Here is a 12,571-nt window from a genome sequence, read left to right on the forward strand (position 1 = left end):
TATTACATAATCAAACTATAACTGACGTAAAAATCAGTTTCGAGAAGATACTGTTCTGATGGGAAGAATTAAAAAAGGATAGCTTTTTGGGCTATCCTTTTATCAATTTGTAATATGATGGGAGGTACGTTATTCAACTGCCTGTAAGAAATCACTTGCAGGACTGGTGCCCTCTTCTTTAGTAAAACAAAACTCAAATTTTTGATAATCTGTATCAGGGCTTGGCCACAGAAGTGTTCCGTTTAACTGCACCACCAGTGTTTGTATGAGGATGTTATGCAGCGATTGATTTTGCTTCATTTCTTTAGGACACTGAATAAGATGATTACCTTCAACGACTAAATGCACGTTTTGTCCATACTGTTTAAGTTGAATGTTGACTTCCGACATTTGGTCTTTATTGGTATGTGCAAAGATAAGGGAAAGTAACTCGTTAAGAAGTAATCCCGTTGGAATAGACTGATTTATATTTAGGTAAATACTTTTGGAAGAGGTGTTGAGCTGTACCTTGTTTTCAGTTTTTGAGTCTTCTATTACACTTTGATTGAGAAGTTCATCAATAAAGGTGTTAAATGGAATATTGGTCAAATTACCATTTTGGTAAAGTACCTCATGTATAGAAGCAATGGTCATTATTCGATTCTTGATATTCTGTAGCTCCATTTGCAGCTCAGCATTTTGGGCATCAAAAAGCTGTAGTTCAACCAGACTGTTGATGAGGGCAAGGTTATTTTTAACCCGGTGATGTAGCTCAGAAAGCAAGGCTTCTTTTTCACTTAGAGCAGCTTCAAGTTTTTCACGATAATTATGTTGTGTAGAAACATCAACATACATCCCGTAAATAGCGATAATTTCACCTTGTAGCTCAACGGGCACACTACCAATCAAAACAGGAATTTCTTCCCCGTCTTTATTCATTCTGATTGTTTCAGTTTGAAGGCTTTCGCCATTTCGTGTGGCAAGTGAAATAGCTTTAGCTTCTTTTTTCTTATTCTCTGGTGCTAATAGTTCATTAATATCATTTCCTTCTACTTCATTGCGGGCATATCCGAAAATATCATTAAAACTACTGTTGACATTTTGAATGCTATTGTCTCTATCAACAATCGCAATACCAACGGGTGAGTTGTCGAAAAGCTGTTGCATCATTATCTGATGACGTTGCTTTTCCTGCTCAATTTTTTTCTGTTTGGTAATGTCAATGCCTGTGGCCACAATATATACTTTGCCATCTTCTACAAACCGTTTGGCAGATATAGCATACTCTTTAATGTGCCCATTTTTAGCGTGCAATTTCGTTTCAATAGAAACTTCACCTTCTTCAATACATCGCTGGATGGTTTCTTGAACGCGATCTTTGTACTCATCAATAACAAAATCGGTGGCTTTTTTCTTTGTGAGTTCCTCAGCGCTGTATCCGAGTGTTGTTACCATATTCTCATTCCAACGTACAAAATTACCTTTGCGGTCGAGTACAATAAATACGCCGGGAATACTATTTAATGCCGATTCTGTGAATTTTCTTGTATTGGAGAGATCTTGCTCAATTTCTTTTCGGCGACTTATATCATAAAAGGTTACAATGGCGCGAAGCTTGCCATTAGGGTTGCGATAGGTTCGTGAAGAAACCTCAGTGGGAATGATATTTCCATTTTTATCAAAGAAATCCAGTTCCATAGCGTAGGTGCCGGACTTATCGCGTTGTTTAAGGGCTTCCCTGTATTTGGGATCTTCTACGTTGGTTACTGCTCCCATCGATATTTCCTTTAACTGATTTCGAGACCATCCCAAGATAGTACTTGCCGTCTGGTTGGCATCAATAATATTACCATTGAAATCTGTGATGAAAATACCATCAGGACTTTGTTCGAATTTTACCTGGAAACGATCTTCGTTCTCTTGCTTCTCGTACTTTGCTTTCATTGAGGGGGTTACATCCTCATGGATCATCACAAATTGCGTATGGTCGGTGTTGCAAGGACGGGTGGTAAGCTTAAACCAAAATGAATTGGTTTCGGTTTCTATGGGATAAGTAATGGAGAAAGAGGAACTTTCTCTATCTATTACCTTTTTGACCCCAAGTAATATTTTCAGGGCATAATCGTCACCCATTTCAATAGCATGCTGGAGAACATTAAAATAGTTGTCTCCAATGTTAGCACGTTTCAATAATGTATTTTCGCTATTGAACGATTGCCAGCTTTTATTCGACTTAAGAATAGTTCCCTCTGTATCTAAAATAGCAACATGAGCAAGTAAGCTATCGAGGAGAGGTGAGTCTGCGTTTGTCTTTTTATTTGAGTCAGTCATACTTTTCTGATTGATGATAATCTGGGATTATAATCATCAATTGGTTGGGTTTTTAAAACACGTGAAAAACCTAATTTTTTTATCCCGTCAAAAGCGTATGGGCGATTAGGTGAAATCTGCTATTACAATTTCTTGATTTTCGGATACTTTGTTGACGGCTTTAAAGAGATCTTCTTCAGACATCTCCTGTTGGATATATCCCGTGGCCCCAGCTGCAAGTATAGGGGTAATAAGTTCTTTATTGCGATAGGAATAGATAATAAGCAGTGGAGTTTGGGGATACTGTTTTGAAATCTCTTCTATCAAAGGGATTGGAGAAGTGTTAAAATCTTCTAAATTCGCTATCAGAATGTCATATTCATAGGGTTCTGTAGATAGTTGGGGATACGGAGAGAACTCCACGTTCGACCTGACAATCCAATCGTCAATCGACTGTAACATTGTTTTAACGGTAGCCGTGATTGTGGAGCTTTTCCCCAGTAGTAATATTTCCATGCCGTTATTTTAAGATGATATGCCCTAATGTATCTTATTTAGTGGGTGATTGATATCGCAAAAAAAGCCTAAATATGATATAGGTGAAAAAGCCTATAAGCAGATTTATTGAATGGGGATACAATTACTACAAGGAAAAGTAAAGCGTGCAATTACTATTATGTTGAGAAGGGAGGAAGATAATATCTTCAGGTTAGTTGATGTCGACCAGGTTATGTTTAATGGCATAGGTAACCAGTCCAGCTGTATTTTTTGCTCCCGTTTTTTGCAATAGATTTCGCCGATGGGCATCTACTGTTCGAGTACTGATATATAGTTGGTCTGCAATCTCTTGATTGGTATTTTCCTTTACAATCAGTTCGAGTATTTCCTTCTCGCGGCCTGTGAGATTACCGGGATCTGAATTTTGTTCTGTGGTAGTTCCTTTCACCAAATCCATCATAACGCTATGGGTAGCATCATCACTAAAATAATGTTTGCCATCTAAAATGGTAGTAATAGCATCAACCAGTTCAAGTTTGTTAGAACTTTTTAGGATATAACCCGAAGCTCCGGCTTTTATCATTTGCCGGATATGCTGGTCTTCGTCCATCATAGTTAGGGCTAAAATCTTGATCTCGTCAAAATCTTCGATAATCTTTTTTGTAGCCTCTATACCATCCATTTCCGGCATGTTAATATCCATGATAACAAGATCAATATCATGATTCTTGCATGTTTCGATAGCTTCTTTGCCATTTTCGGCTTCAGCCGTGATCTCAATGCCTATTTCATCTTCCAGTAGCATTTGAATTCCATCCCGAACAATATCGTGATCGTCAACCAATAAAATTTTAACATTAGCCATTATTGGAACTACCCGATTTTAGGTTATCAATATTAGGGATAGTAACTGTTATTACCATTCCCATACCGTGTTCGGAGTCGATATCTAAAGAACCCCTTAAATTACTGACACGAGTTTTAATACTTTGCAAACCAAGGCCTTTATCTTGGTGGTTTTCTTCTATGTTTGTTCCTATCCCATCATCTTGAACAACCAGTGTAAGTGTATCTTTTTTGAGTTGCAACTCAATGTCGATGGTCGTACAATTTGCGTGGCGGATAGCATTTGAAAGGATTTCCTGAACAATTCGGTAGATATTAATTTCTACCTGTTTTTTTAGATCCAGTTCCGCACAGTTATGTTCAAATTGAATTGTTACATCACTACTTTTCTGCAAATCTTTAACCTGATTGTCGATGGCGGCAATCAGTCCATAGTCAGCAATGACCTTGGGCATCAAATTGTGAGCAATACTTCGTGTTTCGGATAAGGCATTTTTTAACAGAGAAACACCTGTTTCAAGTTGGTTGCGCCGTTTTTCAGGCAGGGGGTCAGCGTTGTTTTGAACAGACTGAAGGTTCATGTTAGCGGCTACCAAATATTGCCCAAGCCCGTCGTGTAGTTCATGGGCAATGCGCTTTCGTTCACGGTTTTCTCCCTCAATCACCGATTGAATAATTTTTTCTTGCATTCTCTTTTGCTCGGTTACATCATTAATTAAAACCAGCCGATATTTTTTATCTTCTTTATATCTAACATCTGCAGCCGAAATCTCAACAATGATTTCAGTTCCATCCTTTTTTATATGAACCCATTCTTCTGAGTACGACTTGGTACCTGCATTCTTTTTCACATTTTGTTTTAGGGCCTCAGCATCTTCATGGGGACGAATATCCAGCAGGGTCATGTTCAGAAATTCCTCTTCACTATAACCATAATGTTCGATCGCTGCGTGATTTACTTCTATAAGTTGTAATGTTTTGGGATCATAAATCCACATGGGTTCGGGGTTATCTTCGAACAGGTGTCGGTACTTTTCTTCCGATTCGCGCAGTTGTTTTTCAGCTTTTTTTCGTTCGGTAATATCATCCATTGTACCGATCATGCGAAGTGGGGCTCCCTTCTCATCACGGATGATAATAGCACGATCTATCAAATGGGCTATGGTTCCATCAGCTTTAATTAGCCGATACTCTTCTTCCCATTCTTGGGCATCAGATTCTAATGCTTTCTTTGAGCTTTCACTTACTTTTTCGCGATCATCAGGATGAATATATTTTTCCCAGATCTCATAATTTGTTTTTAAGCTATGTCGTTGATACCCAAAGGTATCCTCAAAACCCTTGCTCCACCATAACTCGTTCTTTTTAAAATCCAGATCCCAGATAACATCACTGGTTGTTTGGGCAACAAGTTCGAATCGTTGTTTTTCTTTGGAAAGTTCTTTTTCTGCTTGCTTTAAATCTGTGATCTCATGGACAATCCCTAAAATCTTCTTAGGACGTTCCTCGTTATCTTTGATTAATTCATTGCGGCTGTGATAGAAGCCCTCCTCTCCATTGGGTTTAATAAGGCGGAACATATCATGAATAATCTCTTCGTCAATTACTCTGCGAACAAAGTGGTCAAAATTGGGCTGATCTTCTGGAGGCACCATATTTAAAAAGGTGTCGATATCTGGCTTGTATTCTGCTGAAAGGCCATAGATGTGTTTTAAGTTTTCTGACCAAAAAAGCTCCTTACTCTGAAGCTCATATTCCCAATATCCGATACCCGCCACTTTTTGGGTACGTTCCAGCTTTTTATTTTGAAGGAGTAATTGATTTTCCAGCGTTTTACGTTGGGTGACATCCTCAACCGTAGATATCATCAAGTTTTGGTCATAGAGGGGAATATTTTTGACGTTTACAATTCGTTGTTCTTTCTCCTGGGTTTGGATTTTTAACCCATCCCATTGCATGCGATCAGGATTATGACTGTTTATATCTTGTTGGATCTGAGTACGAACCTTTTCGCGATATTCTTGGTCTGGAAATGCGTTATGATAAAATGCCTGTTCATCTTTTAAGGTCTCTTCCGGCCAACCGTGGATATCACTGTACGGTTCGTTCATTAGGGTGACTTCTCCTGTGTCAATATTTGTTACAATAACCCCAATAGGTAAATTGTTGAAAGTCGTTTTAATGAACTCATTGTGTTGTTCCAGTTGTCTCTGATATTTTTTCTGTTCATTAATATTACGAATAACACTAACGACCTTTTCGATGTTATCATCCTCATCTCGAACCAGCGACACGGTATGATCAGTATAAAAGATGCTGCCATCCTTCCGTTGCATAGTAAATTCGGTCTCAAAAATTCCTTCTCGCAGTAATTTTTTCTTGCTGCGCTCATCAAAGAGCATAAATTTGGCAGCACTTTCGTATAGTTTGCGTGTAGAACTACCGATGAGTTCATCGCGAGAATACCCAAACATCTCCTCGGTACCTTTGTTGCACTCAACGATAGTACGGGTTTCCATATCAAGTACAATGATGCTTGATTGTAAGCTTTCAAATGTTTTTTTAAGGAGTTCCCTGGATTTGCGAACCTTGGCCTGAGAGGCTTTAATTTCACTCATGTCGATACCAATGCCTACAGAGGTATTATCGGTGAGTTTAATGTTAGTCCATGATGTGGGTATGGGTTCACCTGATTTCGTTCGTAGGGGAAACTCTTTCCAGCCAAGGCCAGGATTATTCATAAATTCTACAGTCTCTTCCCGTATTTCTAAATCCGGGTAACACGCCTCCATTAGGTCAACCTCTTCGTTTTCAATCTCTTCGTTTGTCCAACCGGTTACTTTTTCAAACTCTCTGTTGACTTCAAACTTTTCCAGATCGGGATCATAAATTGTAATGAGAATAGGGATACGCTCGAACAGAATTTCAGTTAGCTCTTTTTCTGATTTCAGGTTTTGAACTGATGAACGCAGCTGTTTTTCTTTCTCTTTAATTTGATCCACATTTCGCTTGATAAGATAGTATAATCCCAGCGAAGTGATTAGTACATAAAACCAGCCTTTATATGTTTGCAGGGTAGAAAGGGTACTCGTGTCGGAAACAAATGACCCAAGAAGCCGGTCAGTAAAGGCAATCCATAAGATTGCAATAATAAGATAAATGGCGGTTATCTTAAGCGGAGACAGCGATATATATTGATCATCATTTGACATAAATCCCTGCAGGTTAACGTCGATTAGACTTTTATGTCAAATGATAGTGTAAGAGTTTTTTTTGTAAGAGGTAAATTAATTTAGATGGGAAGTCCTGTAGATAGTACAGAGATGGGCTGGCATGCTTAAATTAATGACTGCAACTTGGGCAGGTTATTTATTAATTACGGGAGAAAATTCTCGAAGCGGCATATTCCCAGGACTACTTTTGGTTTTAGAATCTCGTTCTGCAGTAAGTTCATATACAATACGGTCACTTCGGTAATATCGTCGTTGATAGTAAATAGGTTTTTCGCCAACAGTCAGTGAAAGGCGATCAATTATAAGTAAGGCAGCTCTTTTTTTAACACCAAGGTGTTCGGCTATATCAGTAGCAGCATTTCCCGCTTCAATTCGAAAGAAACCTTTTTTAACAGGAATGTCGAAGTCTTCTTCAAGAATACCATAAATTGTTTTTTCTTGTAGATTATATCCTTCCAGAAGTTGTCCGTAAAACATAGGCAGCCAGGTAATGTCAAAAGCAATAGGTTGATTGTCACCTAACCGCAAGCGATCAAGACGAATGACTGTACTGTCTGGGTCTACATTGAGCATGCTCGCTACTTTTTCTGTAACAGAAACGGGCTTAAACTGAATAACCTTTGATGAGGATTCCAGTCCAGCCCGTTTCATATCTTCTTCAAAGTCAGTGAGTTGCATTAATGATTGCCTTGTACGGTCATCACTCACGAACGATCCCAATCCCTGAGAACGGTAAATAAGTCCGTCATTTTCAAGTGTTTGCAACGCTTTACGTACGGTTACACGGCTTACATCAAACTTTTCACAGAGCTGATTTTCAGAAGGTAGTTTTTCGTCGGCTTTGTAAACACCATTCTCAAGTTGTTTGCGAAGCCAGTTGCTTATTTGTACGTGCCGTGGCGACCCTTCTTTTAATTTCATCAGCTTGTTGGTAACGGTTCTTGCTATTTGCTTGTTCAATATTCTCTATAAGTTAGTTCGAAAGTATCTATTTATCAATACTTGTAATTACAAGTAAGAACAATTAATTTCATATTGAAATTTACATAGGTAACAAAAGCGAATTATTATGATTGATTTATTATCCCAACCGTGGCCATGGTATATAGCCGGACCAGTTATCGGTTTAACGGTTCCCATTTTGCTATTTCTGGGAGGAAAAATGTTTGGTATTTCGTCCAATCTTCGACATACCTGTGCAGCTTGTAATTTTGGGAATGTAGCATTCTTCAATTACGACTGGAAGTCGGCCGGTAAGTGGAATTTAACTTTTTTGGCTGGGACGGTGCTTGGTGGTTTTCTGGGGGGATATGTTTTTGCCAATCCTGAACCGGTTAACCTGGCATCAGCAACTATTGCAGATTTGCAGGCTATGGGTATCCAGGATTTTAGCGGACTCGTTCCCAACGATCTATTTACTTGGAAATCACTTGGTTCAACAGCGGGCATAATCGTTCTGGCACTGGGCGGATTCTTGGTTGGTTTTGGTGCTCGCTATGCAGGGGGATGTACGTCAGGCCATGCTATTTCCGGATTGTCAGATTTACAGTTGGCATCACTATTGGCCGTCATCGGATTTTTCATTGGCGGACTAATTATGACCTACTTCATATATCCACTGATTTTATAACGAAAAGATTTTAACAACAATGAGATTTACAGAATATCTAAAATATTTATTCATAGGTACCGGCTTTGGCTTTGTATTAGTTAAATCAGAGGTGGTATCGTGGTTTCGTATTCAAGAGATGTTTCGTTTCGATTCTATTCACATGTACGGGATTATTGGCTTAGCTGTAGTGGTAGGCATTATATCCGTTCAAATGATAAAACGGTATCATATAAAAGATGTCCAAGGTAATCCCATATCGATTCCTCCCAAGGATTCATCGCAGGTAACGCGATATTTGGTGGGGGGAAGTATTTTTGGCTTGGGATGGGCACTGCTTGGTGCATGTCCGGGACCAATGTTTGCATTATTTGGTAGCGGACTTACGGTGATGGTTGTGCCTATAGCAGCTGCTGTCCTTGGAACGTATGTCTATGGTATGCTACGACCGAAATTACCTCATTAAGAACTAACAGAACTTTAAACAAAAAAAGGTAACGTTATGTATTTCAAACAAATTTTTGATAAAAAGTTGGCCCAATATGCTTACCTAATTGGATGTCAAGCTGCGGGCGAAGCTATTATTATTGATCCCATGCGAGATGTGGATCAGTATCACAAAATAGCAGAGCAAGAGGGGTTAAAAATTACGGCTGCGGCCGACACCCACATCCATGCAGATTATCTGTCTGGATTGCGAGAACTGGCAGAGCAGGGGGTAAAAGTATATGCCTCAAACGAAGGAGACGCCGACTGGAAGTACGAATGGTTACTCAACAGTGATTATGATTACGAGTTAATCACCGAGGGCGATACCTTTAGCATTGGAAATATCAAGTTTGATACTATTCATACGCCGGGGCATACTCCCGAATCAGTCAGCTTTTTGGTAACGGATGGAGCTGCAGCCAAAGAGCCAATGGGGATATTATCGGGAGATTTTGTCTTTGTGGGAGATGTCGGTCGTCCCGATCTATTAGAAACGGCGGCTGGTCAAACAGGGGCGATGAAGCCTGCAGCCCAAGAGTTATACAAATCAGTTCAGGACTTTAAAAACCTACCCGAATATTTGCAGGTTTGGCCTGCACACGGATCGGGCAGTGCCTGTGGTAAAGCACTTGGAGCAGTACCGGAATCAACAGTAGGGTACGAACTTCGATTTAGTCCTGCTTTTAAAGCATCCACCAGCGAAAATGCATTTGTCGATTTTATTTTGGATGGTCAGCCAGAACCGCCTCTGTACTTTGGGCGAATGAAGACAGTGAATAAGGAGGGACCGGCTGTACTGGGAGCATTGCCTGAACCTGAGAAAATGACTATTGATAACATTGTAGAGGCAGAAGGAACAATCCTTGATACTCGTCAGAAGCATGCGTTTATGAACGGTCATATTAAGGGATCGCTCCTTACCACCTTTGACAACAACTTCAATACGATAGCAGGTTCGTATGCAGATGCTATTCAAGATCTCTATCTGATTATTGATGAAGATCAGCTGGAAGAAGCTGTGCGTGACTTAATTCGTGTGGGACTTGATAACATTAAGGGATACGCGACCCCTAATGAGCTTGAACACTGGTCTGGTGAGTTGGAAACCATTGAGACCATTGATTTTGATGAATTGGAGCAAAATCGAAATCAGGATGATGTGCAGGTTTTAGACGTACGAAAAGCAACCGAATATGAGGAAGGGCATATTCCCGGGGCGATCAATATTGCGCATACCCGTTTGGCTGATGAGTTAGATCAATTACCTAAGGACAAAAAGTTGCTGGTTCACTGTGGAAGTGGTCAGCGAGCCTCATACGCCAGTGGGCTGTTAGCCAAAGAAGGTTATGATATCCAATGGGTTGATGATCTGTTTGCCGATTGGGAAGAAAGCTATCCTCAAGAGGTCGTATTAACAGCTAAATAAATCAATTATAAACAGGATAGCCAAGGCAATTTTTGGCTATCCTACTTTAAGAAATAGTATTATGATTTTACCGTGGATCGGGGCGTTGCTTGTAGGCCTTTCGTTAGGTTTGATGGGGTCAGGGGGGTCAATTTTGACCGTTCCTGTTTTAATTTACTTGGCCGGAGAGCAAGAAAAGGTAGCGATTGCTGAGTCATTAGGTATTGTGGGAGCCATCAGCTTGGCAGGCTTTATCCCGTATGCTTTTAAAAAGCAGGTGCATTGGAGAAGCGTTATCTTATTTGGGCTTCCCGGGATGGTCGGTACGTATGGCGGGGCTATTATTGCGGGATATGTTTCCGGTACTTTTCAGCTGATGCTATTTGCTGCTGTAATGCTTATAGCGGCTGTGATGATGTTTCGGGATAAAAAAGAGATGAATCAATCAGGAGGGGTATCAATTCAACACGCTTGGTGGAAGATTGTTTTAGAAGGTCTCGTCGTAGGGGTTTTAACAGGTCTCGTTGGAGTAGGGGGTGGCTTTTTGATTGTTCCTGCCTTGGTACTGCTTGGCGGATTACCCATGCATCTTGCTGTGGGAACGAGTTTGGCTATCATCGCCATGAAGAGTTTTAGCGGATTTTTTAAATATATTGAGGTGCTTGAAAACCTTAATCTGTCAATGAACTGGGAGCTCATTTTTATATTCAGTTTAATAGGAGCAGTAGGAAGTTTAGTAGGTAAAACGGTTGGAGCAAAGATATCCAATAATAATCTCAAGAAAGGATTTGCTGTGTTTTTGGTTCTGATGGGAGGCTACATCATAATAATGAATATATGAGTTTAACAATTATGTATTTGAAACAATGGACACCATAACGCTAATAATATTATTTGTAGTGGCTTTCACACTTTTTTATTTAAATAAACTGAGGAATTCCACAAACATGATCCCCCCACAAAAATTTAAAGAACTGCTTGAAGAAAAACCGGGGATCATTATTGATGTAAGAACACCAAGGGAGTATGAGGAAGGCTATCTAAAAAAAGTAGATTTCAATATTGATATATCAGCTGATTTCGAACAGAATATTGAGGAACTGAATAAGGATAATACCTACTATTTATATTGCGGTTCGGGAGCTCGAAGCGAAAGGGCAACCCAACTTATGAAACGAAAAGGTTTTGAAAATGTGTATAATGTTGGTGGACTTGAAGCTTTAATTGAAGCTGGATTTGAAAAGCAATAATAATGAATTGATAATATTATGATACAACGTACTTTTGTAATTTTTGCCTTGGTTATTTCAGGAATACTTTTAATCCAAGCTTGTGGAGAAGGTGAGCAGCAAACTCAAACAGAAGTCAAGGAACTAACTGGTAAGCAATTTCAGCAGCAGAAAGAACAACAGGCGGGTGTTATCATTGATGTGCGAACGCAGGAAGAGTATGATAACGGGCATTTAGCCGAAGTTGATCGTCATTATAATTTATTGAATGGTGATTTTGAAGCTCAGTTGGATTCGCTCGAGAAAGATGAGACCTATTACCTGTATTGTAGATCTGGAAATAGAAGTGAAAAAGCGGCAAAGCTGATGATTGATCAGGGATTTGAAAAGGTCTATAACATTGGTGGTTTTCAGGACTTAGTTGATGCCGGTGTAGAGAGCAAAAAATAGCAATTCAATTTGTTATGAATGCATACCAGTTTGAGTGACGAAACTCATTTAAATCTCTTAGAAATGAATTTAGCGCTAAAAATACCTCCGGCTGTACTTACCCTCATTATTGCGGGTGCTATGTGGTGGATTGATGAGAATATGAACCATAGCTGGATTGAATTTGGTCCGTTGTACTGGGCTGCGAGTATCAGTTTGGCCTTAGGAGGTATATTTGGGGTGCTGGGGTTAGTTCAGTTTTATCAGCACTCAACATCCATCGATCCCCATAAGCCAGATAAAGTAAGCAGTCTTGTAACAAATGGTATTTACAGTGTATCACGTAACCCAATGTATGTGGCCTTGCTATTAGTTTTAGCGGCCTATGGTTTTTATCTTGGTAATGGCTTAACCTTAGCGCTGCTCCCGGTTTTTGTGGGATACATGAATCGTTTCCAGATTGAGCCGGAAGAAAAAGTAATGCAAGAAAAGTTTGGAGAGGAATTTTTGCACTACAAAAGGGATGTACGTCGTTGGTTATAAC

General features: G+C 39.7%; 12 protein-coding genes. 7 read left to right on the top strand and 5 right to left on the bottom strand.

Translation table 11 applies throughout. From position 1 onward, the window contains the following. Nucleotides 1-129 precede the first annotated feature (129 nt). The 5 genes from AAFH98_RS07165 to AAFH98_RS07185 all read right to left on the bottom strand — a co-directional run bounded on the left by AAFH98_RS07165 (nt 130) and on the right by AAFH98_RS07185 (nt 7,787). Nucleotides 130-2,310, bottom strand: a complete 2,181-nt coding sequence (locus AAFH98_RS07165) for a PAS domain-containing sensor histidine kinase (RefSeq protein WP_342522015.1) — start codon at nt 2,308-2,310, stop codon at nt 130-132. 105 nt (nt 2,311-2,415) lie between these two features. Then, nucleotides 2,416-2,805, bottom strand: coding sequence for a response regulator (locus AAFH98_RS07170; protein ID WP_342522016.1), 390 nt, complete (start codon nt 2,803-2,805; stop codon nt 2,416-2,418). A gap of 193 nt (nt 2,806-2,998) precedes the next feature. Continuing rightward, complete coding sequence (locus AAFH98_RS07175) at nt 2,999-3,652, bottom strand: response regulator transcription factor (RefSeq protein ID WP_342522017.1); 654 nt, start codon at nt 3,650-3,652, stop codon at nt 2,999-3,001. Further along, nucleotides 3,645-6,845: a PAS domain S-box protein gene (locus AAFH98_RS07180; protein ID WP_342522018.1), complete on the bottom strand. Its 3,201-nt coding sequence runs from the start codon at nt 6,843-6,845 to the stop codon at nt 3,645-3,647. Before AAFH98_RS07180 ends, AAFH98_RS07175 begins: the two co-directional genes overlap by 8 nt. Before the next feature lie 153 nt (nt 6,846-6,998). Then, nucleotides 6,999-7,787 (bottom strand): GntR family transcriptional regulator, encoded by a 789-nt coding sequence (locus tag AAFH98_RS07185; RefSeq protein ID WP_342522019.1) that lies wholly within the window; start codon nt 7,785-7,787, stop codon nt 6,999-7,001. Between the two features lie 148 nt (nt 7,788-7,935). Here AAFH98_RS07185 and AAFH98_RS07190 point away from each other — a divergent pair, with 148 nt between their 5' ends. The 7 genes from AAFH98_RS07190 (at nt 7,936) to AAFH98_RS07220 (ending at nt 12,570) form a co-directional block, all read left to right on the top strand. Next, nucleotides 7,936-8,496 (top strand): YeeE/YedE family protein, encoded by a 561-nt coding sequence (locus tag AAFH98_RS07190; protein ID WP_342522020.1) that lies wholly within the window; start codon nt 7,936-7,938, stop codon nt 8,494-8,496. Nucleotides 8,497-8,515: 19 nt separating this feature from the next. Continuing rightward, nucleotides 8,516-8,941, top strand: coding sequence for a DUF6691 family protein (locus AAFH98_RS07195; RefSeq protein WP_342522021.1), 426 nt, complete (start codon nt 8,516-8,518; stop codon nt 8,939-8,941). Nucleotides 8,942-8,977: 36 nt separating this feature from the next. Next, complete coding sequence (locus AAFH98_RS07200; protein WP_342522022.1) at nt 8,978-10,390, top strand: MBL fold metallo-hydrolase; 1,413 nt, start codon at nt 8,978-8,980, stop codon at nt 10,388-10,390. 61 nt (nt 10,391-10,451) lie between these two features. After that, a complete protein-coding gene (locus AAFH98_RS07205; protein WP_342522023.1) occupies nt 10,452-11,210 on the top strand; it encodes a sulfite exporter TauE/SafE family protein in 759 nt (252 codons plus the stop codon). 106 nt (nt 11,211-11,316) lie between these two features. Continuing rightward, nucleotides 11,317-11,619, top strand: coding sequence for a rhodanese-like domain-containing protein (locus AAFH98_RS07210; RefSeq protein WP_342522024.1), 303 nt, complete (start codon nt 11,317-11,319; stop codon nt 11,617-11,619). 18 nt (nt 11,620-11,637) lie between these two features. Beyond that, the gene (locus tag AAFH98_RS07215) at nt 11,638-12,048 is read left to right on the top strand and encodes a rhodanese-like domain-containing protein (protein WP_342522025.1); all 411 of its coding nucleotides are present in this window, start codon (nt 11,638-11,640) and stop codon (nt 12,046-12,048) included. Nucleotides 12,049-12,078: 30 nt separating this feature from the next. After that, nucleotides 12,079-12,570 (top strand): methyltransferase family protein, encoded by a 492-nt coding sequence (locus AAFH98_RS07220; RefSeq protein WP_342522026.1) that lies wholly within the window; start codon nt 12,079-12,081, stop codon nt 12,568-12,570. Nucleotide 12,571 lies beyond the last annotated feature (1 nt).

The sequence above is a fragment of the Fodinibius sp. Rm-B-1B1-1 genome (assembly GCF_038594945.1).
Classification (GTDB): Bacteria; Bacteroidota; Rhodothermia; order Balneolales; family Balneolaceae; genus Fodinibius; species Fodinibius alkaliphilus.

Coding starts and splice junctions, on each gene's coding strand:
- AAFH98_RS07165 (WP_342522015.1), bottom strand. CDS start 2,310: ATGACTGACTCAAATAAAAAGACAAACGCAGACTCACCTCTCCTCGAT.
- AAFH98_RS07195 (WP_342522021.1), top strand. CDS start 8,516: ATGAGATTTACAGAATATCTAAAATATTTATTCATAGGTACCGGCTTT.
- AAFH98_RS07190 (WP_342522020.1), top strand. CDS start 7,936: ATGATTGATTTATTATCCCAACCGTGGCCATGGTATATAGCCGGACCA.
- AAFH98_RS07170 (WP_342522016.1), bottom strand. CDS start 2,805: ATGGAAATATTACTACTGGGGAAAAGCTCCACAATCACGGCTACCGTT.
- AAFH98_RS07200 (WP_342522022.1), top strand. CDS start 8,978: ATGTATTTCAAACAAATTTTTGATAAAAAGTTGGCCCAATATGCTTAC.
- AAFH98_RS07205 (WP_342522023.1), top strand. CDS start 10,452: ATGATTTTACCGTGGATCGGGGCGTTGCTTGTAGGCCTTTCGTTAGGT.
- AAFH98_RS07210 (WP_342522024.1), top strand. CDS start 11,317: ATGATCCCCCCACAAAAATTTAAAGAACTGCTTGAAGAAAAACCGGGG.
- AAFH98_RS07180 (WP_342522018.1), bottom strand. CDS start 6,845: ATGTCAAATGATGATCAATATATATCGCTGTCTCCGCTTAAGATAACC.
- AAFH98_RS07215 (WP_342522025.1), top strand. CDS start 11,638: ATGATACAACGTACTTTTGTAATTTTTGCCTTGGTTATTTCAGGAATA.
- AAFH98_RS07175 (WP_342522017.1), bottom strand. CDS start 3,652: ATGGCTAATGTTAAAATTTTATTGGTTGACGATCACGATATTGTTCGG.
- AAFH98_RS07185 (WP_342522019.1), bottom strand. CDS start 7,787: ATGAAATTAAAAGAAGGGTCGCCACGGCACGTACAAATAAGCAACTGG.